The sequence below is a fragment of the Neomoorella carbonis genome (assembly GCF_045278715.1).
Classification (GTDB): Bacteria; Bacillota; DSM-521; order Neomoorellales; family Neomoorellaceae; genus Neomoorella; species Neomoorella carbonis.
In genome coordinates this window covers 405,989-428,528 of record NZ_CP136420.1, presented here as the reverse complement: position 1 = coordinate 428,528, position 22,540 = coordinate 405,989, and the positions used below count along the sequence as shown (strand labels likewise).

The window sequence follows — 22,540 nt, the reverse complement described above, 5'->3', positions numbered from 1 at the left end:
TCATATTTCCCTCCCGTAAAAAGTCTTCTGTTACATACTTGTTATTTTATTTTCTTCACCTTCACCTCCCTCCCTAAATAAATTATAACCGCAAGATTCACGTACCACTAAATGATGAGCCAGGACTATCTGTTTATTAACAAGCTCTTCCTTCTTAATTATTTTAAGTAACATATCCATAGCATGGGTACCAATCTCATACTTTGGCTGTGCAATCGTTGTCAGTTCTGGTTCCACAAGGGTACACAACGGAATATCATCAAAACCGATCACAGCTACATCGTCAGGAACGCGCATTCCTTTATGTTTTATTGCCTTCATCGCCCCCACAGCCATTTCGTCATTGGAAGCAAACACTGCTGTGGGCGGTGGATTTACCGCTAGAAATTTCATCATAATGTCATATCCTGATTTTACGGAAAAATCTCCTTCCTGGATTAATGATTCATCAATAGGAATTTCGTGAAGCAATAATGCTTGCCGATAGCCTTTTAGTCTATCCCTGCTAAGAATAACCCCCAGTGGTCCAGTAATAAATCCTATTCTTTTGTGCCCTAGATTTATAAGATGTTCTGTGGCCTGGCGGGCAGCGCTGATATTATCTATAGAAACAGTAGGTATATCATAACCCTCTACATACTCACAGGCTAAAACCACCGGCATTTCTTGGCTAATAGCCAATATCTCTTCTTTTCGGATTCTCGCCGTGGCTAAAATCAACCCATCAACAAATCTCTCTCTAACTAGATCTATGAAATCCTTTTCAAGTTTAAGGTTATTACCAGTATCACCGAGGAGAACGTGATAACCATTTTCGCGGGCAACATCCTCAAGCCCTTGCAGTATTCTGGCAAAAAACGGATTGGTAATATCAGGCAGAACTACTACTATTGTCTTCGAGGACATTTTTCGAAGGTTACTGGCCAATCTATTGGGTTTATACTCCAGAAGTTTAACCGCTTCCAGAACCCTTTGCCGAGTTTCCTCGGATACATATGGACTGTTAGATAAAACCCTTGATACCGTCGAGGGAGAAACCCCCGCAAGTTTAGCAACCTCAGTCATTTTTACCATATAGCTCTGAAATCCTTTTCTCGATATATTTATACATATCTCAGCGATATTTCTGCAATCGATTTTAATTGTTTTATTCGACATGTTTTATTAAATTCCTGCTGGCCTAATAAAAAAATTTTTCCTTTCTCACTCTACAAATGTATTATGACTATTTTGTTAAGCACCAGTTAATAACTATTGCAACAAAAAAGCCGCCAGCAGGCGGCCTCCAGCATTTTTGCGAGAGTTGCACCGTAATGCTGCCCCGGGTTAAATCTTCGGTCCAGATGGTACTGCAGTCTTGGGCCTGTTGCAGTGCGACCGGGAGTTTAACCAAAGCGGCCGGTTATATAATCCTCGGTCCGCTGGTCCCTGGGGTTGGTGAAGATATCCGACGTCGGGCCGTACTCTATCAGCTGGCCGTGGAGAAAAAAGGCGGTATAATCGGCCACCCGGGCGGCCTGGTGCATATTGTGGGTCACTATTACAATTGTATACTTTTCTTTCAGTCCTTTAATCAATTCTTCTATCTTCAGAGTGGAAACCGGGTCGAGGGCCGAGCAGGGTTCGTCCATGAGTAAAATTTCCGGCTCCACAGCCAGGGCCCTGGCGATGCACAGGCGCTGCTGCTGGCCCCCGGACAGGCTGACACCTGAATCCCGGAGGCGGTCCTTGACTTCATCCCACAGCCCCACCATTTTCAGGCACCTTTCCACCACTTCCTCCGCGGTGGTCCCGGGGGGCAGGCCGTGCAGCCGGAGTCCTGCGGCGACGTTATCCAAGATTGACATGGTAGGGAAGGGATTGGGTTTTTGGAAAACCATGCCCACCCGGCGGCGTATTTCCGCCGGATCGACTTTATCATCATAGATATTCTCGCCGTCCAGAAGCACCCTGCCCCTGGTACGGGTCCCCGGAATTACCTCATGCATCCGATTCAGGCAGCGGATAAAAGTAGACTTGCCGCAACCCGAGGGGCCGATAATGGCGGTCACCTGGTTGGCGTATACCGGCAGGGTGACGTTTTTCACTACCTGATTCTGGCCATACCAGGCGCTGAAATCCTCGGCCATCAATCTGGTGTCCATGCTCTATCTACCTCCTCCACTGGCCTTGCGGCCGGCCAGCCGCGCCGCGATGCTGGTAACCATGACCATGGCCACCAGCACCAGGGCAGCTCCCCAGGCCAGCCGGTGCAGGTCCCCGTAGGGAGTGGTGGCATAAGTGTAGATATATACCGGCAGGGAAGCAATACGCTGGTCCAGGCCGGTATGCCAGTAGCGGCTGTTCAAAGCCGTAAACAGGAGGGGGGCCGTTTCTCCCGCAACCCTGGCTACCGCGAGGAGGGAACCGGTAATGATCCCTCCCATGGCGCTGCGCAGGACAATGCTGTAAGTGGTACGCCACTGGGAGGCACCCAGGGCCAGGGATGCTTCGCGCAGGCTGTTGGGTACGAGTTTCAGCATCTCTTCCGTTGTCCTGGTTACCAGCGGCAGCATGATAATAGCCAGGGCTACTCCCCCGGCAATGGCGGAAAAACGCTTCATGGCCAGAACAATGGTACCATAGACGACGATACCCACAATGATTGAGGGGACACCGGTCATGACATCACAGATAAATCTGACCAGCCAGGCCAACCGTCCCCGGCCAAACTCCGAGAGGTAGATACCTGTCAGGATGCCCAGGGGAATCCCCATTAAAGAAGCCAGTCCAACTAAAATTAAGGTGCCGACAATGGCATTGGCCAGGCCGCCGCCGGGTTCGCCAACAGGCTTGGGAAGCTGGGTAAAGAAGTCCCAGTTGAGGGCCATGAGGCCCCTGGTGGCTACGTAGAGGAGAATGCTGCCCAATGGAATGAGAGCCAGCACGGTCGCACCCAAGGCCAGCACAAACATCAAGCTGCGCATAAACTTGCGGCGGTGGTTTCGTCCCGCAATCATTCCCTGATCATCCCTTCCGGTACCCTGCCCACGCGCCACACCAGCAGGCGGGCTATTATATTCAACAACAGGGTAACAATAAAAAGGACCAACCCCGCCATCACCAGGGCCGACAGGTGCAGATCGTCAAAAGCCTCGCTGAACTCATTGGCGATAATACTGGCAATGGTTTGGGCCAGTTCAAAAACCGACGGGGAAATCTGCGGCCGGTTGCCGATGACCATAGTTACGGCCATGGTCTCGCCGATGGCGCGTCCCAGCCCGAGAATGACGGCACCCAGGAGGCCCGAACGGCCATAAGGGAGGACAGCCATCTTTATCGTCTCCCAGCGAGTAGCACCTAAAGCCAGCATGGCTTCCCGCTGGGAGTTAGGAACAGCCAGTAAAACTTCCCGGGAAACTGCGGAAATAGTAGGGATAATCATGATGGCCAGGATAATGCCGGCCGCCAGCATGCCGAAACCATAAAAAGTCCCTTGAAAAAAAGGCAGCCAGCCCAGGAACCGGTGCAAAAGCGGTTCTAATGATGTGCGTATCCAGGGCACCAGAACAAATATCCCCCATAAACCGTAGACAACGCTGGGGATAGCAGCCAGCAGTTCGACCAGGAAAGAAACGGGAGCCCGCACCCATTGGGGCGCCAGTTCAGCAAGATAAATGGCAATCCCCAGGCTCAAAGGGACGGCAATGATCAGGGCGATGAGTGAAGAAACAATCGTACCATACACCAATGGTAAAGAGCCAAAGCTGCCGTGGACCGGATCCCACCTGGAACCGGTAACAAACCCCAGGCCAAAGCGGGTAAAGGCCAGCTGGGATCCTCTGATTAATTGTACGGCAATAACCACTATCAGTCCTACCATTACCAGGGCCGCCAGTAAGGTAAGGCCGCGAAAGACAGCATCGCCCAACCGCCTGCTTTTGTGGCTTGGCTTTTGCATTTACAATCCTCCGCCAGCTCTAAATATATAAGCATTGTTGATATTCGCCGTTTGCTGTCTGAAATCCTCTAAATTTAACGTACCTCCAGGGCAAATTCTTCCCGCAAGCAAAGATAGGGGAAATCATGGGGCCGGACCCATGATTCCCCCCCTGCTGCCTGTTTTCCTTAAGACACAACCAGGAATTACTTATAAAGAGGTTCGCCCTTGTAATTGATCTGCTTGATCTTGGCTTCCGCCAGTTTCACGACGTTATCGGGAAGCGGCGCATAGAGCAGGTCTTTGGCGAACTTTTCCCCATCATGAATAGCCCACCACAGGAATTTAACCAGTTCCGTACCCTTGTCCCTGTCCATCTGGTCTTTATACACCAGCAGGTAGGTATAACCAGCAATGGGATAGGCGTTTTCGCCGGGAGCATTGACGAGGGAAACCCGCAAATCTTCGGGCATATTGGCAGCAGCTCCGGCGGCAGCGGCAGTCGTGGTATCCAGGGTGGGCTCAACAAATTTACCAGCCTGGTTCTTGATGAAAGCATAAGGAAGCTGGTTCTGGACGGCATAGGCGAGCTCTACATAGCCGATCCCCCCCGGCGTCTGCTTAACGGTACCGGCTACGCCTTCATTGCCCTTGGCGCCAATGCCAACAGGCCATTCAACAGAAGTACCTTTGCCTACCTTTTCTTGCCATTCCTTGCTGATGCTGCTCAGGTAATCGGTGAAAATGTTGGTGGTACCGCTGCCATCCGAACGGTGGACGACAGTAATTTCTTTATCAGGCAGCTTGACCCCGGGGTTGATGGCAGTTATGGCCGGGTCATTCCATTTCTTAATTTTCCCCAAAAAGATATCGCCTATAACTTCCGGTGTCAGCTTGAGGCCACTCTTGACGCCCTCCAGGTTGTAGGTAATTACGACAGCACCCATAACCGTGGGAATGTGGAAGATCTGTCCCGGTGCCCTGGCAAGCTGTTCATCTTTCATGGGGGCGTCACTGCCGGCGAAATCTACTGTCTGCTCGGTGATACCTTTGATACCACCACCGCTACCGATGGATTGGTAGTCGATGGTTACACTGGGAGCCACCTTGTGATACTCGGCAATCCACTTGCTGTAAAGGGGGTAGGGGAAAGACGCACCGGCACCATTCAAGGCAACGCTTTGAGCCTTGCCGTCGCTGCTACCCGCCGGCCCTTTGCCGGTTTCACCGCTCTTGCCGCAAGCGGTTACCAACATCAGCAATGCCAGCGCCATTACCAGCACAACTACCCGCTTGCTTTTCTTCGCCACTTAAAATTCTCCTCCTATTTTTAATATACCACCAGCAGGTTGCTGCCTGTCCACAGATTATTATAAAAAACTGGTGTTATGTTTAAATTAGCTCTATGTTAATATCATGTTAAGGTAAAATTAAAAGCGGGGTCCCCATTCTGAAGCCGGACCCCGCCGCTAATATTTTTTATGCAACTTTTTTGCCCTCGCTTACCTCAAAATTGGCCCGAACCTGCTTCCGGCCTTTAAGTTCAGCGATTTTGCGTCCCACCTGCTCCTGCAGCTGCCGCAGCTCCCGCGGATCTTCAACTGTCTTTTCCAAGAGCCAGTAACATTCTTGAAGCAGGGTAACCAATTTTTGCCGCAACATTTGTCTTACCTCCCTGGGATTTTTCTTTTGCAATTGGAATTATATCTCTCCCAGGTTAAAAACAAATGAAGCTGAGATTATATCTCAATTAAATTAAATAAAGGTGTCCCCTGCCCGCCTTCATCGGCGATACTTTACCCTGGCGGCCCGGCGCGAGCGCCGCATGAAGTAATAAGCCAGGAGCAGGATGGGAGGGGTGGTAAGCTGGGTCAGGGTAAAGAAGCCCAGGCCCCAGTGGGGAACAATATAACCCCACACGTCCAGAGGGTTGTCCCGCACTGTTTCCTCAATAACAGCCCGCAAAACCTGGTGATAAAAAATAAAGGACCAAAACTGGTAGCCGTGGGGGGGATTTTTGCTCTGGACGTAAAAATAACGGGCCAGCAGAAGGAGGCCGATGGCCGAACCGATGACCTGAGCCGGCCAGCGGCCGAACCAGAAATCCGTGGGCCGACCTAGAACCTCCTGGTTAAAGATGTTGGCGATACGCACCAGGAAATAGCCGAAGGCCAGGCCCGGCACCACCAAGTCCGCCAGCTGGTTGGCATCGGCTCTTTTCCAGCGGGCATAAAGCCAGCCACCCAGGAAGCCCCCCAGGAGGCCGCCGTGCCAGGAAAGGCCCCCTTCATAGATTTTAAGTATCTGGAGGCGGTCTGTTATAAACCATGTCGGATAATTGGCCAGGACGAACATCAACCGCGCCCCGATAACGCCGGAGATAATGACAATAATGGCCAGGTTGAGGAGGAAGTCTTCCTCCAGTCCCCTTTTCATGCCTTCCCGGTACAGGTACCAGGAACCTACCAAAAAAGAGATGGCCATAAAGATGCCATACCAGCGCACTGCTACAGGTCCCAGGTGAAAAGCGATGGGGTTGAGATCTACTAACAATTTCATTCCTCCAGAGTCAAAAAATGGTACCCGTTCTATCTGTAGTATAACCGCAGCTTTGCCCTTACGCAACCGCTAAATAATGATGTCGCTTTTTTTGTCGTTCCGCACGGCCACCCGGCCGCCCTTAATAACACAGACCTTTTCAGCCTGCCCGATGATGGCCTCCGCCGGGCTGGTAGCATCCAGGAGGACCAGGTCCGCCCGGTCACCGGCTTTAACACCGTAAGCTTTAAGGCCAATGGCGGCAGCGGCGTTATAAGTTCCCATTTTCAGTACGTTTTTGAGCTCCAGGGGCGTTCCCATTTGCAGTACCTGGGCGGTAATCAGGGCCTCCTCCAGCATATTGGCGTTACCAAAGGGGCGGAAGGCATCGCGGATATTACCGGAAGCATAGGCTACATTTACTCCCGCCGCCTGGAGTTCCCTGACCCTGGTAACCCCGCGCCGCACCAGGCCCTTATCCCGGCGGCCCATGAGGTAGAGATCGCATGACGGTAAAGTAATAACGCTGATGCCAGCCTCTTTCACGGCGGCGATGGTCCGGATAGCCTTGTCTTCGTCCACAGCCGCCAAGCCACAGCAGTGACCGGCCACCACCCGGCCCTGGAAGCCGGTCTGGATGGTTTTAGCCGCTATATACTCCAGGGAGGCAACCGAAGGGGCATCCGTCTCATCAACGTGGAAATCAATTAAGACATTATATCGTCCTGCAAGATCAAAGATATAGTCTACCCATTCCTGCATCCTTTCCGCCAGGTGGGGGGCACCGCCCAGGCCGTCTACCCCCAGGCGCAGGGCTTCTTCCAGGAGTTCCCTCAAAGGTGGCGTCGGTGCCGGTTCCAGCTCACCGGCCATGGCAAATACTTGCAGGTCAACTCTCCCGGCAAATTCTTCCTTGAGTTCCAGAACCGCTTCCACCCCCCGCAGGCCCAGGGCTTCGCTGACGGTAATATGAGTGCGCATGGTGGCCGTCCCATGGCGCAGGGCCATTTTAAGCACCCGGCGACCGCGGTCGATAAAATCATTTTTATCCATCTTGCGGCTGCGCCGCTGGAAATCTTCAATGGCTTCGGCCAGTGAACCTGCGCCTTCCTGGGACGCCGTCAGTGCCCTGTCAAGGTGGGTATGGGCATCGACAAAGGCCGGAATCAGGAGTCTCCCTGCCGCATCGACCATTTGCCGGGCCGAACCGGCCACTCCTCCCCCGGCGGCAACAATGTACCCGTCTTTAATGGCTACATCCACAGTTCCCGGCTCATCCATGAGCCGCGCGCGTCTGATTAACAAATCATTCAATTTTTATCTTCCTTCCTGATAATTACATTGGTTTATATTTAACCCAATCTTAATCCTACCACAGGAAAATTTAACGGTCAATGGACAAGGATTCTCTTGCTTCATGCCGAATATTGCTAGATATTCTGGTAAACCATGGTCAGGTATGAAGAAAGCATTCCTGTAATGATTTAAGGTAGGTGTTGCCAATAAAAAAGCCTCCTGGTAAAAAGAAAATAGACCAAAACAAACAAACCCACCAGGAGGCGAGAAACCGTATGAATGAAGTGCAAAAGAAATTACTGGTCCATGGTGATGTGATAATTGTCGGTATCGACGTAGCCAAACACAACCACTGGGCACGGATCTATAACCAAATCGAACTAGATGTGGTCAAACCCTTCAAGTTCCATAATAGCAAAGAAGGCTATTATCGTCTAGTGGCTAAAATGGAAGAAGCCAAAGAAAAAGCCAGGGCAACAAGGGTAGTAATCGGCATGGAACCCACCGGCCACTACTGGAAACCCTTAGCATGGTTTCTCCAGGAGCAGGGTTATACAGTAGTGATAGTCAATCCCTATCACGTCAAAAGGCGGAAAGAGGAAGTGGGTAACTCCCCCACCAAGAACGACCGAAAAGACGCCGGGATAATAGCCAAAGTAGTCAAGGACGGGAATTTCCTCCACTGCCTTTTGCCCAAAGGAAAATATGCCGAACTAAGGAACCTGACCGTAACCCGGCGGCAGCAACGCCGGAAACTAAACAGCGCCTTAAACCAACTCCAGGCCATCCTGGACGAATACTTCCCCGAGCTGGGGCAAGTATTCAAAAACCTGTTAGGCAAAGCAGCCCAATGGGTCTTAAGGAACTGTCCCTTCCCCAGGTTAATATTAGCCTATAAACTCGAAGAATTAGCCGCCGCATTAAAAGAAGCCAGTAACCACCGGGTAGGGATGAAAAGAGCCCAGGCCCTCTACCAGACGGCCCAGGGGTCCATAGGAGTAACCGAAGGATTAACCGGAGCCCAACACAAGCTAAACGCCTGCCTGGACGAAATAGCCTTTTACCAAAAGCAGATCGAGCAAACAGAAGCAGCCATGGCCGACATACTAGCAGGAATAGATATCGCAGGCAATTTATTAAGCATCCCCGGTATAGGCCTGGTAACAGTAGCCGGCTTTTTAGGCGAAATAGGCGATCCCCAAAATTACGAGCACTGGAAGCAAATCCAAAAACTCGCCGGACTGAACTTAAGCGAACAAAGTTCCGGGCAGAAGAACGGGCAAAGCAAAATATCCAAACGCGGGCGAGCCGAATTAAGGAACCTGTTATACCAAGCCAGTCTAACTCTAGTAGCCAAGAACCGTGAATTTAAAGCGTTGTACCACTACTTCCTGACCAGGCGGGAAAACCCCTTAAAGAAAAAGCAGGCCTTAATAGCCATAGCCGTAAAATTGCTACGGGTGATGTACGGCCTGGCCAGGAAGAAAGAAAACTACGACTCTGACAAAGTGTTAGGCGACTATCGCCGCGCCCAATTACAGCAAGCAGCTTAAGAAGTAAAAACCCAAACACAAGGTAAAAAGTCTTGGGTGGGGGAAGCCTTAATCACCACCATAAGGGCATAGACCCTGCTCATAAGTACCAGGCGCAACCCACCCGCCCTCAAAAGGCCGAACGAAGGAATGAAACAGGGCATAGACCCCGGGAGACATGATAGGGTAGCCGAGGGCCAGGAAGTGGTGAGGTTACTACCCAAGACTTAAAGATTAAACCATCGTCTTGTTGTTGTGGACGATGATGGAGGCTTAGTCTGCCCTCTTGAACTTTATCGTAAAAAATTGAAAATCTAAGAGAGCAGGCGATTTAACGAGATAGAAGCAAATTATTGAGATAGGTGGTATGTTTATTTGGATCTTAATGTCGTCCTGGGCTTAATTATTGGTTTCGGCTCCCTGATTGCCGCCTTCATCCTGGAAGGAGGCGAGCCTGGCGCCCTCCTGGCCGTGACGGCAGCCATGATCGTTTTCGGCGGCACTATCGGTGCCACTATGATCGGCTTCAGCCGGGAAGAAATCCTTAACGTCCCGCGTTTGCTAAAAATAGCCTTCCGGGAAAAGCCCTTTGACTTGAACCAGACTATTGAAACCATCGTTAATTACGCCATTTTGGCCCGCAGGGAAGGTTTTGTCCGGCTGGAAAAGGAACTGGACACCATCCATGACGCTTTCCTGAGGTCCGCCCTGCAGCTGGTGGTGGACGGCACCGACCCCGAACAGACCCGCAATGTCCTCGAACAGTATATTTACGCCGCAGAAGCGCGGCACGCCACCGGCATCAGCATTTTTGAAGCCGCCGGCGGCTATGCCCCCACCATGGGCATCATCGGTACCGTCATGGGACTGGTCCACGTCCTCAGCAATATCAGCTCCCCGGATAAGCTGGGGCCTTCCATAGCCATGGCCTTTATCGCCACCCTCTACGGCGTCTCTTCCGCCAACCTCCTGTGGCTGCCCATTGCCGCCAAGCTCAAGAATAAAGCCAACAAGGAGCGCATCTACCAGGAAATGATCCTGGAGGGAGTACTCGCCCTCCAGGCCGGCAGGAACCCCACCCTGATCCGCAGTACCCTGATGGCTTTCCTGTCTCCCGATAAACAGCGGGCCGTCCTGGACGAGGCGGCAGCAAAGGGGGTGGCCGCCGGTGCCCAGGCGCCAGGCCGAAAAGGTTAGTCATGATAATAAAGAGCGCTGGCTTTTAACCTATTCCGACTTGATTACCCTGCTTATGATCTTCTTCGTGGTAATGTACTCCATCAGCACCATCAACGCGCAAAAAATGGCTGCCCTGGCCAGTTCCCTGGCCCAGGCATTTATAGGGTCACCAGCGCCGGGCCTGTTTGATGCCGGGGGCCTGCCCTCCCTGGTTCCCGGTGTAGCCCCGGCGCCGGGCGGCCAGGGTACGGAAGGGCAGAGCACTGAAGGAGCAGAACTCGCCAGGATCAAGGTTGAACTCCAGCAGTACATCCAGCAGGAAGGCCTCCAGGACCAGGTCACCCTCAAAAACGAGGAGAGGGGGCTGGTGGTCAGCATGGCCGATACTATCCTCTTTCCCAAGGGATCTGCTGAACTAACCCCCGCAGCCCACGCCCTTCTCCAGCGGGTGGGCCAGGCCCTGGCCAAACTCCCCAATTACCTGCGGGTAGAAGGACATACCGACAATTTACCCATTCACACTCCTCTCTTCCCTTCCAACTGGGAGCTGTCGACGGCCCGGGCCACTAATGTCGTTAAAGTTTTGGTGAACGATGCCGGTATTAACCCCGAGCGCCTGTCGGCTACCGGCTACGGTGAATATCGCCCCGTGGTGCCCAATGATACGGAAGCCAATATGGCCCGCAACCGGCGCGTCGATATTGTGGTCCTCAAGGAAGCCTACAACGTCACCGAGCCCCATCATTAAGAGGAGATAAGCGGGAAAGGGTTTTACTAGGAAGTGGCCCGGCCGGCTGGATTATAATCTAAAAAAGCGCCGGTGTCAGTCCCGGCGCTCAGTTTTAGGCCCTGGCCCGCTTGTCCTCGCGGCCCAGGTTGGGGTAAAAGAGGGTCCGCTTTTCCCAGGTCCGCAGGATGACCTGGTCGTCATTGCAGGCCAGCACATATTGTGGTAAGATGGGCGTCTTGCCCAGCCCGTGGGGGGCGTTGATTATATAGGTAGGTACGGCCAGGCCGGAGGTATAGCCGCGCAGCTGCTCCATTATTTCCACGCCTTCCTCAATGGAAGTGATAAAGTGGGTCGTCCCTTTAACCGGCTTGGCGTGGAAGATATAATAGGGCCGTACCCGGATTTTCAACAGTTCCTGGTTGAGCTTCCTCATAACAAAGGGATGGTTATTGATGCCCTTTAATAAAACCGCCTGGTTTCCCAGGACCACCCCGGCCTGCACCAGGCGGTCGCAGGCAGCTTTCGCCGCCGCCGTAACCTCCCTGGGGTGGTTAAACTGGGTATTGAGGTAAAGCGGCGGGTGCTTGGCCAGTACCCGGCACAATTCCGGCGTGATACGCTGGGGCAAAGTAACCGGCACCCGGGTGCCCAGGCGCTTAATCTCCACATGGGGTATATTATCCAGTTCCGTCAACAGCCAGTCGATTGTGGCGTCACTCAGCATTAAAGCGTCGCCGCCGGTAATCAGGACATCGCGTATTTCTTTATTGCGGCGAATATACTCCAGGGCCTGCTCCAACTCCCGGCGGCTGCGGCTCCGGTCAACTTCACCGATATTGCGGCGCCGCTGGCAGTGGCGGCAGTACATGGCGCACTGGTTGGTGACGTTAATAATCAAGCGGTCGGGATAACGGCGGGTAATGGCCGGTGCCGGTGACGTCAGCTCCTCATCCATGGGATCAAGTACCCCGATGTTGTCCTCCAGCTCGGCGGCGCTGGGTAAGGCCTGCCGCCTGATGGGACAGCCGGCATCTTTGCCCATGAGAGAAAGGTAATAGGGTGAAACGGCCCAGCGGTAGGTACGCTCGACCCGCTTGATGGCTTCCTTTTCCTCTTCAGTTAAGGGAATTAATTCCTCCAGAACGGCAACCGAGGTAATCCGGTGCTGCAATTGCCAGCGCCAATCTTGCCAATCATCTTCACTGGCACCAAAATAGGCCATAATCCGCTGCCGGTTGGCTTCAATCTCCGCTGCGGCTTCCAAACCGCTGGGAATGGCATCCCTGGCGTCCAGGTAATCAATAATTCGAGCCTTCAACTCAGCTGCCCTTTGCAGGGCAATTTCCCTTTTGGTTTCTCTACTCATCAGCCTCCCTTTGTTGGGATAGACACTCATAAGATTCTACCTCCCTTCCTGTTATAAAGTAAAACCCCGGCCTGAACCGGGGTTTTGGGTGCAAGAAACTAAAGGGGTACGATACCTCTTTCACTTTCCACGCTTACGAAGTTAGCTGCCGGGTTCGGGTCGAAAGCTAACCCTACCCCGCACTCAATTATCCAAAATATCCTTTAGGATAAGAGGATTTTACGGAAGAAGTAATAACTACTGAGTGCGGGGATTCACCCCAAAAGATTGGTTCCCCCGTTCCCTGAAGAGGGATTCAGCGTTCGGTTTTATTCAGTTGTTAGAAATAATTTTAACATAAGATACGAGGATTTGTCAAACTTATTTTTTGCCATTTCCTTCCATGCGCCGGCGCCAGCAATAATAGATGGAGCCGGCAGTAATGGCCAGCAGCACAAAGATCAACAGGGCATCCATCCACCAGGTAGCATACCGGCGGTAAAGCTGCCACCACCCAAGGAGATAATGGGCCCCCTTCCAGCTGGCATACTGCCAGGCCAGGGTCCAGGTAAAGGCGCCCAGGGCTGAATAAAGGGCATAGATGCCGGGATTCATTCCCAGGACCCCTGCTGCCAGGATGGCCGGGGTCCTGATGGGGCCGAACCAGCGGGCAAAGATAATTACCGCCGCTCCATAGCGGCCCAGCCAGTCCCGGGTTGTAGCCAGGCCGTCCGGACCCCAGCCCCGGTGGAGAAAGCGTTCGATTAGGCCTCGCCCCGGCCTGGCCCCCAGCCAGTAACCTATCAAGTTGCCCAGGAGATTGCCGGCGCTGCCAACCGTCACTGCCCCCCAAAAGTTCATCTCCCCGCGCTCGATTAAATAACCGGCGGCCAGGAAGACCGGCTCAAAGGGGATGCCCGGGACCCCCATACCTTCAACGACCAGCAGGCCAAAGAGAGCCATATAGACGTGGACGGCCGTCACTGCCCTGCCCCGCCTGCCGCCCGGTAACGGGCCACCACCGTCCGGGCGCCGTAAACCTGCTGGCCCACCCGGACGGCAAACTCTACATCATCCCTGAAGATAACCAGGTCTACCTGGGAACCCCGTTCGATAAAGGAAACCTTCTGGCCCCGGGTAACGGCCTGGCCGGGAGTGATAAAACATTTGATTTTATTGACAAACTTATCGGCAATCTCCACCATGGCCAGCTGCACGTCACGGCCCCTTAAGAAGATGGTCAATCGTTCATTTACCAGGCGGTAGCGGTGGCTGAAAAGATCTACCGCCCGCCGGAGATAGGTGAGGCGAATATATTCCCACAGGTCGACCATGGGCAAATTCACCCTGGCCTGGGTATGGACCATATTCTCCACCCGGGCATCAATGGGAGCATAGTTAAAGTGGACATCCAGGGGAGACATGTAGATACCAACGATCCAGCCCCTGTCACTAAGGCCCGGAGCTTTCATTATTTCCTCAATGGGAATGGGCCGGCCCAGTTTCTCCGCTACCACCCGGCCATCGCGAAAGGGCTTGATATAGACCACCTTGCCGTCGGCCGGGGCCAGGATGGCTCCTTCCTCTTGCGGCGCCACCCGCACCGGGTCGCGATAAAACCATACCTTGCGCAGGTACCAAAAGATGCCGCCGCCGATGACGGCAAGGCCCGCCAGGATCTTAAAAAAGGTCACCATTCCGACCACACTTTCTTGATATTATAGGGCATTTTGGGTAAATAATAACCGCAAAAGCCGGCCAGCATCAAGGGCCAGCTCACTTTTACCGGTCGCAGGGGCCGGGGCTTCAAGACCCCATTGCGGTAGGCATTGTCCAGGGCAGCATAAGTGGCCAGAGTACCCTCCCGGAGCCAGAGTTCCTTGACGGTGTCGGCCGGGGTACGGCGGAACAGGTCTTCCGGCACCGGCAGGAGCCGGGTTAAGTCACGGTAAACCGGACGCAGTTCCTCAATGTAACCCTCCCTGGCCGCCTTCAGGCGCAGGCTGTTGTAAACCTCTATATCGCCGGGATAATCTTTACCGGCTTTGAGGACGGCCTGGATACACTCCAGTAAAATCCGGATGCGTTCCAGGTCCCACACCGGGTCGAAAACCCGGATCTCCAGGGTACCCAGGCGTTTGGATACAATAAGATCCTGAAAACGGTAGCGCCTGTCATCCCGTAAAGGGCCGATGGCAAAAGCCTCTGCCCACCGGTAGGACTGGCCGTAACAGCGGTTGCCGGCAACGGGAGAGTTAATTACCAGCAAGGCCAGGAGAGGTAAAAAGTAGACCAGGTTGCGGTAGGCCCGCTCGCGGTCCGGGAAACCGCTGATATGAACGTGCATGCCGCAGATATTGGTAGGCTCCTCCTGGTCGAAGAGGTGTCCCACCGGGACGATCAGGCCGGAGCAGACGCCCGCCAGCTCCCGGCGACGGCGCTGCAAATCGGCCAGGAGGTCTGGTATTGCCGCAAAGGCCCCGGTAGAAATCTCAATGCCGCTCATGAGGCCGAAACGCAGGTCCTTGCCCCGGGTAAAGTTACAAGCAGTATGGGTATAATAATCGGCCGGGTCCCGCCAGAGGAGGCGGGCCAGGTAGTACAGGGACTGGAGGGTTGGCCGGTCCGGTTCGGTAATAAAGACTTCTTCTTCCAGGCCAAAGAGGATGGAGGCCATTTACAAACCGCCCCCGTCTACACGTAAAAGGCGCCACGGTATCCGGTCCAGGGGTATCTTACCGATAGATGTGGCGGCGGCAAACATCAGGTAATGCTCTCCCGGCGACACCAGGCCCGGTAAAGCTATTTCAATACTGTGCTCCCGATAGGTCACCCGGACAGACCCCGGGTTATAACCGGCCGGCCGGGCCAGCCATCTGACTTGCCTTTCACCGGGGGCCACCTGCAAGATGAAACGCTGGACCTGGCCCTCAGGTTCTCCGGGCAACAGGTAGATGCTGGCTGTATAGGTCACTGGAAAGCCGGGCCGGCCCCAGGTATCCAGACGTACATAGGTAGTTTTACCGGCCTGCAAGAGGTAAGCTGCCTTTAAATCGCCACCATTCTCCAGTTTCCTGGTCAGCTGATCGCCAGCCGGATCTAGTGCTACCCGAGCCGAATCCGGCCAGTAAGCTGGCTCGCCGTCTCCTCCGGCACTGCTATCATCCTGTACCAGCTGCTGGTCTGGTAGGTGAGAGAAAACTTCATTGGGCCTTTCAAAATTGGCCAGGAAGATCGGCATAACCAGATCCTGAGTTCGATAAGCGGCAATGGCCCTTTTTTTTCGGTCCATGGCTTCCGGCGACAGGGGCAGTTTATACCAGGGCGTGCCCCGGGCGAGGAAATACCCGGGTGGCAACAAGGGTTTGGCTTCCCGCTCCAAGACTGGTAGTATTTGCCAGGTGCCGGTATGAATAACAAAGGTATAAAGGCGTGGCCTGAAAGTCGGATCTTCTCCCATGACTTTTCCTGTGGCTGCCAGGGTAAAGGCCCCCGTAGCCCAGTGATCAGGGTGGCTGTCATTGGTATCAGTTACATAAATATCGGTGGGCCGGTAGTCTTTGAGGATTTCTACCAGAGTATTCAATAAAGCCGGAGCAGTATAAGGCTCACCCGGAGCAAAGGCCAGTTTATAGGGTACTGCCGCCTGGCGGGTATAAACGGAGGTATAGGGCCTGTCCTGCCCCCAGTAACCCAGCCAGATGGGGGCCAGGCCGCCGTCGGGATAACCCAGGAACATAACATCATCGGCTTTAACTCCCAGGACCCCCAGGGCAGTGATGGCTTCCTGCTGCCGTACCCGTCCGTATTGCAAAAAGTCACTGGCCCCTGCCAGCAAAGGACCGTTGAACTTTTCCACTCCCCGCCGGAAACCATCGCCGTTGGTCATAATAACTACCTTCACGGCATCCCCCCGATCCCTGGCCTGAGCAATAAGGCCCCCGGCTCCGAGGGTTTCGTCATCAGGGTGGGGCGAAATAACCAAAATCCGGTGGCCTCCGGCCGGGAGTTCCAGATCAGGCATCCGCCGGGCTGCAGCTGCCGCCGCCCGCAGGGTCAGGATATCATAATTCAAGGCTACCGCCAGGAAAAGCAGTAAAAACAGGAGCGCTACCGGACGCGTTTTTATTTTTTTGCGCGTCAGGCGCAAGATATAGCCCAGGATGTCTTTATACATCCCCATACGGGCGATTACGCCCCGGTACAACCCTCGCTTTTCCTCCTTCATGATGTGCGTCATATTGATTAAGGGAATTTTCTTCACCCGCCAGCCCCGGGCGCGGGCTTCGCTGGTGAGCAATACTTCAACCTCAAAACGGCTTTTTTCTGCCCCCACCGCCAGGAACAGCTCTTTGCGGATGGCCCGCTGGCCGGAAAGGTGGGGAGCCACCACCTGGGCCAGGTCCGTAAGCGACCTCCCCCGGCTGAAGATGCCCACCGTCATATCGGCGCTGCCTTCCAGCAATGGAGCAATCAGGGCCTCGACGTGGGCTGCCGTCAGCCCCTCCAGGTCGGCGTCCAGGAATAGCAGGATGTCCTCTCTGGCCGCGCGGGCACCGACGGTCATGGCCGCTCCTTTGCCGCCATTGGTTGCCAGCTCGATGACACGGGCGCCATGGCGGCGGGCAACACTGGCCGTAGCATCTTCCGAACCGTCGCTGACCACGATGATTTCGGTAATGCTGGCTACTTGTTTTAAAGTCTCAATTACTTTACCTACCGTAGCCGCCTCGTTGTAGGCCGGGATAACGGCGCTGGCGCCCCTTTGATAGCGACCTGCAACTGTCACTGTTTTTCTCCCCTGTACCTTTCTGGCTATTTCATAGTTCCTGGTTATTTCGCCACAGCATCAAATTTTTCCTCCCTCTGACAATATTATTGCCCTGGAATTACTCCAGGGCAACATCGGGCAGGTCTTACTAAGCGATTTTTTGTTGTTCTTTCCTCAGATCTTCTCCGGCCTTAAGTTCCCGGTACCAGCGGCCGTGATGTTCGCGGGCAAACCTGGCCGATACCTTACCAGATAGCATACCGTTGATAGACTCGCGGGAATTGGGGTGACCCAGGGCCAGGTAAATATGACCCAGGATGACCCCGCCCATGACCAGGGCCCCGGCCGAGTGCAGGGGCAGGGCCCAGGCTACCAGGGCAGGAGCAACGCTGTCCCGCAGGAGCAAGATCCAGCCGGTAGCGGCCATTAAAATAGAGCCGGCGATGGTCAGGAGGGAATTGAGTTTTTCCCCGGCGTTAAATTTGCCCTGCTCCGGCAGCTGTACCTTCAGCCCGAAAAATTCCCGCGGGAAAGCGGCAATAAAGCGGAAGTCTTCCCGGCCCCAGGTAAGGCAGTCCTTAAGCCATTGCCATGTACTCCGCGGCGTACCAAAAAGGAGGATAATTACTGTCAGGAAAGTAAAGGGATAGGCCATAGCGTGATGAATGCTGCGAAAGAGGCGCAACCCCTCAGGTCCTATCAAGCTGGCGTAGCCGCGGAATACCAGGGCTGAACCAGTGAGCAGCAGGACGACAAAGGAGATCCCATGACTCCAGTGACCCAGGCGCTCAGCCAGGTTAAAGCGCTCCACCCTTTCTTCAGGCATTGTTGCCGCCCCCTTTAATATTATTGATTACTAAACTGGCAATTACGGCGCCGGCAGCCAGGCCCATAATGGTCTTTCCGCCCGGGTGGACAATATCCTGCCAGATACGTACCGCCCCTGGCTCCTGGAAATCCGCGGGCAGGAAAGAGGCGTCCAGGTTCCGCGGCGGTACGTAAAAGATAGAAGTACCTTTGATCTGGACGGCTTTCCTGGCGGCTATGGCCCGGGATAATTCGCTCCCTTTATCTTCCAGATCGCCAAAAATCCTGGCCGCGGCCATACAGGTTTCCACGCAGGCCGGTTTTTGCCCGTTCTCGACAAAATCATAGCAAAAATAACACTTCTGGACGATATTCTTTTCAGGGTTAAAGCTCCGGGCGTCGTAGGGGCAGGCCGACTGGCAGTAACGGCAGCCGATACACTCCTGCTCATGAACTACAACAATACCGTCGTCACGTTTCCGGGTAGCTCCGGTAGGGCAGACCCGGGCACAGGGGGGATCGTCGCAGTGCATGCACTGGGTGGTTACCACCCCGCCTTTGACCTTGGGGAAAGTACCCACCTCATAACGGTGGACTTTAGTAAACTGCACCTGGGGTAATAAGTCCCACCTGGCCTGGCAGGCCACGGTGCAGCCGTGGCAGCCTATACAACGCGTCAGGTCTACGAGCATACCAAACTTAGCCATTCTAAACTCACCCTACCTTCCGTACCGTCACCAGGGTTTCACACTGGGCCGCCGCCCCGGATACAGGCGCCGTAATAACCGGTATCAAAGCGCTATCATTGGCTCCTTTGTTATAGGCCAGCTTTTTTAAAGGAACACCGCAGCCAAAGCCATGGGCCAGGAAAACCGCCTCGGGATGGATGCCCTCCGTCACCCGGGCCTTCACCTTGACCTTACCTACCCTGGAAGCCACTTCGACCAGATCCCCCGTCTTGATGCCCAGCTTGCCGGCGCGGCTGGGATGGATCCAGAGCTCGTTCTCCGGCATGATGGCGTGCAGGTAGGCGTTGTTGTCGGTAGTGGTATGGGTGTGCATGGGTACATGGCCCTGGATAAAGCGGAACTCGTCTCCTCCCGGTTCCACCAGGGGCGGCTCCCAGGCCGGGGTCAGGGTGCTGCCGGCCTTGACGAAAGCCTGGCAGGCCAGCTCAATTTTACCGGAAGGTGTCTTGAGTTTGGTATAATCGGGCGGTTGCGCTTTCACTTCTGCAACCCCCGTCCGGGCCAGCTGCGCCTGGGTCAGTCCCAGGGGAGCCAGCAGGGCGTCATTATACTGTTCCAGGGTAAAGTTAAAGTACTCGCTCAAGCCCGCCGCTTTAGCCAGGCCGGCGATGATTTCTTCCGCACCTTTGGTATCAAAAAGAGGCTCTACTGCCGGCTGGCGTAAGATCACTTTGTTGCCTGCCGTCATCAGGGGATCGTATCTTTCCAGGTAGGTGGCTTCCGGCAATACATAATGGGCATAGTAGGCCGTATCGTTCATCTGGATATCGATGGCCACCACCAGCTCCAGCTGCTTCAACGCCTCAATGAAGGCCCCGGAATCCGTACTGGAGCGTACCGGGTTCAGGTGCTGGATGACTACCGCTTTGATGGGGTAGGGTTTATCTTCTTTGACCCTCTCAGGGAAAATCTGGATTATGCCGTGGGCTTTATTGAGAGGCCATTTCTCGCTGCCGGCCCCATCCCAGCGCGGCCCCGCTGCCGCCGGCGGTTTGGGACCCATAATAGGGGAGGGATCGCCAAATTTAATCCCGGGCGGGAAGGTCAGGCCGCCTCTGGCGCCGAGATTCCCCAGCAGGGCGTTGAGGGCGGCTACGGCCCGGGCCGCCTGGACGCTGTTGTAATACTGGGAACCGGTAACGGCATGCCAGCCGGGATCGACGGCCGCTGCCGGTTTGGCCGCCGCCAGTTCCCGGGCAATGCGGGTGATGGTCCCTGCGTCTATTCCCGTGATTTTTGCCGCCCATTCAGGGGTATAAGTAGCCACGCCGGCTTTCAATTCTTCAAAGCCAACGGTACGTTCGGCGACAAAGGAAGCATCATACCGGTTTTCATTAATGATGACGTTAATCAGGGCCAAAATCATGGCCAGATCGGTACCCGGCCTGATGGGGAGCCACTCATCGGCGAAGAAGGCAAAATCACTCAGGCGCGGGTCTACGGCCACCAGGTGAGCGCCTTCTGCCCTGGCGGCGACTATCTTTTGAATATCAGGATTTTTAATACCTCCTGTGAGATTGCGGCCAAAGGCAAGGTAGTACTTCACATTGCGGTAATCCACCCCGGGAACGCCGCCGTACATTTGCTCAAAAGCAACGTTGCGGCTGCTGTAGCAGGTCGGCCCATGACCGGTATAATTGGGGGAACCGAAGGCAGCCATAAAATGTTTCTCTAAGGGAGAAATAAGCTCCGGGTGCGCCAGCCAGACCAGGGTCTGGGGGCCGTAACGGCCTTTCAATTCCTGTAATTTGGCGCCAATTTCCTTAAAAGCCTGCTCCCAGCTGATGGGCTGGAATTTCCCGTCGCCTACCCTCTTCATGGGGCCCTTCAGGCGGTCGGGATCATAAAGGGTTTTGGTGCCGGCATTGCCCCGGGCACATAAACGGCCGCTGCTCTGGGGGTCCTTGGGATTACCGGTAAGGCGCCAAACCCGGCCTTCCCGGACATGGGCCAGGATACCACATTTAACCCCGCACATTTCGCAAATAGTGGGGACGGCCCGGGAAGCTTCCGGGGCTGCTGCCCCTGCCGCCTCCGCCTGCGCCAGGGGGACCAGCCTGCCGCCAAAGGTGGCCAGGACACCGGCCACCAGGGAGCCTTTAAGGAAGGTTCGCCGGCTTATTCTTTGTTCTAACATCCCCTCACCTCCATCATCTAATAAAAGAACCTGTTGCTATTAACACATGCTTTCCGGCAGCTATTTGCCCTCAATGTTACTTTCACAATATATTTTACTAATCGTCTACCCTTTCTCCTGCCACCATGAAGGGGCCCATGGAAAGCCCAAGGGGAGCTGCAAGAGCTCCCCTTGGGCCAGGAATCATGCGGCCTTGCGGCCTTCTATTTAATTAATTGTCTAACGGTATTTTCGAGGGCCATCAGACCTTTCGATAGTTAAAGTTTTATACCAGGAAACGGAGGAGAAGCTTGCTCCCCAGGTAAGCGCCGCCGGCCAGGCCCAAACCGAAGAGCCAGCCGTGAAGGGAGAAGGAAGCAATGCCGTTGAAAAGGGCGCCGATGTTGCACCCCATGGCAATCCTGGCCCCGTAGCCCATCAACAATCCGCCTGCCAGGGCGGCCGGTACCAGGGGCCAGCGCCGCGGCCAGTGGAGGCGAAATTCCGAACCTGCCAGGGCCGCTAAAAGGGCTCCTCCCATAAGCCCCAGGTCCAGGAAAGTACGGGGCTCGGCCAGGAACCCCAGGTTTAAAGCCCGGCTGTGAGCCGGCAGGGAAAAATAGTACCAGCCCGGCGGCGCCCCGGTAAAAGCCTCCCAGATCCAGGCGCCCCAGTAGCTGAAGGCGGTGGTAATACCCCAGGGCTGGCCCCCGCGCCAGGTTAAAGCTACATCCAGGACCGCCAGGGCCAGTCCTCCGGCCCAGTAAGGCCAGGGATGGGTCCACAGGCGGCGCAGGTGAAAGGGCTGCCGCGGTTTACCGGCGGGGATAAAACCAGGAAAGGCTCGTTTTTCCAGGTGCTTTAAACCCAAGTAGATCAGTCCCAGGGCCAGAAGCTGGATAAGAAGGGCCGGCCCCCACCCCAGCACTTTGGGGAGAAACAGGGTGGGAGAACGACTGATGCTTACCTGCTGCCACCAGCCGAAATCATGGGCTCCCCAGAGGGAACCACCAATAAAAGCGCCCAGGACCAGCCACTGCAGCAGGTGCCCCTCGCCCACCCGCATTAAATTGCCGCTGGCACAGCCGCCGGCCAGGACCATCCCCACGCCAAAAAGGAGGCCGCCGGCCACAGTGTGCCAGCCTGCCGGGTGAACATCGGCCAGGGTAACCCCCGTCCAGGCTACCAGGGCCATCCCCGGGACTGCTGCCATCAGGGCGATGACCACCGCCCGGCTCAGGGAAGTGTTGCCGGTAATAAAGGGATCGCGGAAAGCGGCCACAAAACAAAACCGGCTGCGCTGGAGGACGAAGCCAAAGCCCAGGCCAAAAAGCCAGGCTTCCCCCAGGCCCGGCCCACGCCCCTGCAGCCACCAGTAGATCACGACAGCGAGCAGGGCCGCACCAAGGGCGTAAGGTTCCTGGGAGCCGAGATTGAGCTTAACCTGTTTGGCCACTTGTAACTCCTTTTGCAGTTCCTTTGCCATGGCGCTTACCGCCTATCCATCAGGAGATGGTGATATGTTATAATAAAAACCGTAAACATCGATCAGGGAGGT

General features: G+C 54.8%; 20 protein-coding genes and 1 riboswitch. Of the genes, 3 read left to right on the top strand and 17 right to left on the bottom strand.

The genetic code is table 11. The annotated features are described in order from the left end of the window. Positions 1–30 precede the first annotated feature (30 nt). The 8 genes from MCACP_RS02225 to MCACP_RS02190 form a co-directional block, all read right to left on the bottom strand. Positions 31–1,074 carry a LacI family DNA-binding transcriptional regulator gene (locus MCACP_RS02225; protein ID WP_406678658.1) on the bottom strand — a complete coding sequence of 348 codons (1,044 nt, stop codon included), beginning with the start codon at positions 1,072–1,074 and terminating at the stop codon, positions 31–33. Between the two features lie 311 nt (positions 1,075–1,385). Then, the gene (gene pstB, locus MCACP_RS02220; protein ID WP_406677779.1) at positions 1,386–2,144 is read right to left on the bottom strand and encodes a phosphate ABC transporter ATP-binding protein PstB; all 759 of its coding nucleotides are present in this window, start codon (positions 2,142–2,144) and stop codon (positions 1,386–1,388) included. A 3-nt stretch (positions 2,145–2,147) separates the two neighbouring features. Next, positions 2,148–2,999 carry a phosphate ABC transporter permease PstA gene (gene pstA / locus MCACP_RS02215; RefSeq protein WP_406677778.1) on the bottom strand — a complete coding sequence of 284 codons (852 nt, stop codon included), beginning with the start codon at positions 2,997–2,999 and terminating at the stop codon, positions 2,148–2,150. Beyond that, complete coding sequence (pstC, locus tag MCACP_RS02210; protein WP_406677777.1) at positions 2,996–3,940, bottom strand: phosphate ABC transporter permease subunit PstC; 945 nt, start codon at positions 3,938–3,940, stop codon at positions 2,996–2,998. Before pstC ends, pstA begins: the two co-directional genes overlap by 4 nt. Positions 3,941–4,125: 185 nt before the next feature. Then, entirely contained in the window at positions 4,126–5,229 is a 1,104-nt protein-coding gene (gene pstS, locus MCACP_RS02205) for a phosphate ABC transporter substrate-binding protein PstS (RefSeq protein ID WP_406677775.1), read from the bottom strand. A gap of 169 nt (positions 5,230–5,398) precedes the next feature. Further along, positions 5,399–5,581 (bottom strand): hypothetical protein, encoded by a 183-nt coding sequence (locus MCACP_RS02200; protein ID WP_406677774.1) that lies wholly within the window; start codon positions 5,579–5,581, stop codon positions 5,399–5,401. Positions 5,582–5,701: 120 nt separating this feature from the next. Next, entirely contained in the window at positions 5,702–6,472 is a 771-nt protein-coding gene (locus MCACP_RS02195; RefSeq protein ID WP_406677773.1) for a prolipoprotein diacylglyceryl transferase, read from the bottom strand. A 75-nt stretch (positions 6,473–6,547) separates the two neighbouring features. Beyond that, positions 6,548–7,762 carry an amidohydrolase family protein gene (locus tag MCACP_RS02190; protein ID WP_406677772.1) on the bottom strand — a complete coding sequence of 405 codons (1,215 nt, stop codon included), beginning with the start codon at positions 7,760–7,762 and terminating at the stop codon, positions 6,548–6,550. Between the two features lie 266 nt (positions 7,763–8,028). Between MCACP_RS02190 and MCACP_RS02185 the strand changes: the two genes are divergently transcribed. The 3 genes from MCACP_RS02185 to MCACP_RS02175 all read left to right on the top strand — a co-directional run bounded on the left by MCACP_RS02185 (position 8,029) and on the right by MCACP_RS02175 (position 11,212). Continuing rightward, a complete protein-coding gene (locus MCACP_RS02185) occupies positions 8,029–9,306 on the top strand; it encodes an IS110 family transposase (protein WP_406677771.1) in 1,278 nt (425 codons plus the stop codon). 354 nt (positions 9,307–9,660) lie between these two features. Then, positions 9,661–10,482, top strand: a complete 822-nt coding sequence (locus MCACP_RS02180; protein WP_406677770.1) for a flagellar motor protein — start codon at positions 9,661–9,663, stop codon at positions 10,480–10,482. Beyond that, positions 10,454–11,212: an OmpA/MotB family protein gene (locus tag MCACP_RS02175; RefSeq protein ID WP_406677769.1), complete on the top strand. Its 759-nt coding sequence runs from the start codon at positions 10,454–10,456 to the stop codon at positions 11,210–11,212. The genes MCACP_RS02180 and MCACP_RS02175 overlap by 29 nt, the downstream gene beginning before the upstream one ends. A gap of 94 nt (positions 11,213–11,306) precedes the next feature. Here the strand turns inward: MCACP_RS02175 and eam are convergent, their stop codons facing one another. The 9 genes from eam to MCACP_RS02130 form a co-directional block, all read right to left on the bottom strand. Beyond that, complete coding sequence (gene eam, locus MCACP_RS02170) at positions 11,307–12,560, bottom strand: glutamate 2,3-aminomutase (protein ID WP_406677768.1); 1,254 nt, start codon at positions 12,558–12,560, stop codon at positions 11,307–11,309. A 116-nt stretch (positions 12,561–12,676) separates the two neighbouring features. After that, a riboswitch (cyclic di-AMP (ydaO/yuaA leader) is annotated at positions 12,677–12,871 on the bottom strand. A 49-nt stretch (positions 12,872–12,920) separates the two neighbouring features. Next, positions 12,921–13,523, bottom strand: a complete 603-nt coding sequence (locus tag MCACP_RS02165; RefSeq protein ID WP_406677767.1) for a DedA family protein — start codon at positions 13,521–13,523, stop codon at positions 12,921–12,923. After that, entirely contained in the window at positions 13,520–14,236 is a 717-nt protein-coding gene (locus MCACP_RS02160) for a phosphatidylserine decarboxylase (RefSeq protein ID WP_406677766.1), read from the bottom strand. The genes MCACP_RS02165 and MCACP_RS02160 overlap by 4 nt, the downstream gene beginning before the upstream one ends. Beyond that, a complete protein-coding gene (locus tag MCACP_RS02155) occupies positions 14,230–15,216 on the bottom strand; it encodes a hypothetical protein (RefSeq protein ID WP_406677765.1) in 987 nt (328 codons plus the stop codon). Before MCACP_RS02155 ends, MCACP_RS02160 begins: the two co-directional genes overlap by 7 nt. After that, positions 15,217–17,328 carry a PIG-L family deacetylase gene (locus MCACP_RS02150; protein ID WP_406677764.1) on the bottom strand — a complete coding sequence of 704 codons (2,112 nt, stop codon included), beginning with the start codon at positions 17,326–17,328 and terminating at the stop codon, positions 15,217–15,219. A 130-nt stretch (positions 17,329–17,458) separates the two neighbouring features. Further along, the gene (locus MCACP_RS02145) at positions 17,459–18,136 is read right to left on the bottom strand and encodes a formate dehydrogenase subunit gamma (RefSeq protein ID WP_406677762.1); all 678 of its coding nucleotides are present in this window, start codon (positions 18,134–18,136) and stop codon (positions 17,459–17,461) included. After that, positions 18,129–18,824, bottom strand: coding sequence for a 4Fe-4S dicluster domain-containing protein (locus tag MCACP_RS02140; protein ID WP_406677761.1), 696 nt, complete (start codon positions 18,822–18,824; stop codon positions 18,129–18,131). Before MCACP_RS02140 ends, MCACP_RS02145 begins: the two co-directional genes overlap by 8 nt. A 7-nt stretch (positions 18,825–18,831) precedes the next feature. Further along, positions 18,832–21,003, bottom strand: coding sequence for a molybdopterin-dependent oxidoreductase (locus tag MCACP_RS02135; RefSeq protein WP_406677760.1), 2,172 nt, complete (start codon positions 21,001–21,003; stop codon positions 18,832–18,834). A gap of 265 nt (positions 21,004–21,268) precedes the next feature. Next, positions 21,269–22,468 (bottom strand): YeeE/YedE family protein, encoded by a 1,200-nt coding sequence (locus MCACP_RS02130; RefSeq protein WP_406677759.1) that lies wholly within the window; start codon positions 22,466–22,468, stop codon positions 21,269–21,271. Between the last annotated feature and the right edge of the window lie 72 nt (positions 22,469–22,540).

Excerpts from the sequence above, each read along its gene's own strand:
- MCACP_RS02155 (WP_406677765.1), bottom strand. The coding sequence starts at position 15,216 with ATGGCCTCCATCCTCTTTGGCCTGGAAGAAGAAGTCTTTATTACCGAA.
- MCACP_RS02130 (WP_406677759.1), bottom strand. The coding sequence starts at position 22,468 with ATGGCAAAGGAACTGCAAAAGGAGTTACAAGTGGCCAAACAGGTTAAG.
- pstA (WP_406677778.1), bottom strand. The coding sequence starts at position 2,999 with ATGATTGCGGGACGAAACCACCGCCGCAAGTTTATGCGCAGCTTGATG.
- MCACP_RS02160 (WP_406677766.1), bottom strand. The coding sequence starts at position 14,236 with ATGGTGACCTTTTTTAAGATCCTGGCGGGCCTTGCCGTCATCGGCGGC.
- MCACP_RS02145 (WP_406677762.1), bottom strand. The coding sequence starts at position 18,136 with ATGCCTGAAGAAAGGGTGGAGCGCTTTAACCTGGCTGAGCGCCTGGGT.
- MCACP_RS02140 (WP_406677761.1), bottom strand. The coding sequence starts at position 18,824 with ATGGCTAAGTTTGGTATGCTCGTAGACCTGACGCGTTGTATAGGCTGC.
- MCACP_RS02135 (WP_406677760.1), bottom strand. The coding sequence starts at position 21,003 with ATGTTAGAACAAAGAATAAGCCGGCGAACCTTCCTTAAAGGCTCCCTG.
- MCACP_RS02200 (WP_406677774.1), bottom strand. The coding sequence starts at position 5,581 with ATGTTGCGGCAAAAATTGGTTACCCTGCTTCAAGAATGTTACTGGCTC.
- MCACP_RS02225 (WP_406678658.1), bottom strand. The coding sequence starts at position 1,074 with ATGGTAAAAATGACTGAGGTTGCTAAACTTGCGGGGGTTTCTCCCTCG.
- MCACP_RS02185 (WP_406677771.1), top strand. The coding sequence starts at position 8,029 with ATGAATGAAGTGCAAAAGAAATTACTGGTCCATGGTGATGTGATAATT.
- pstC (WP_406677777.1), bottom strand. The coding sequence starts at position 3,940 with ATGCAAAAGCCAAGCCACAAAAGCAGGCGGTTGGGCGATGCTGTCTTT.
- pstB (WP_406677779.1), bottom strand. The coding sequence starts at position 2,144 with ATGGACACCAGATTGATGGCCGAGGATTTCAGCGCCTGGTATGGCCAG.
- eam (WP_406677768.1), bottom strand. The coding sequence starts at position 12,560 with ATGAGTAGAGAAACCAAAAGGGAAATTGCCCTGCAAAGGGCAGCTGAG.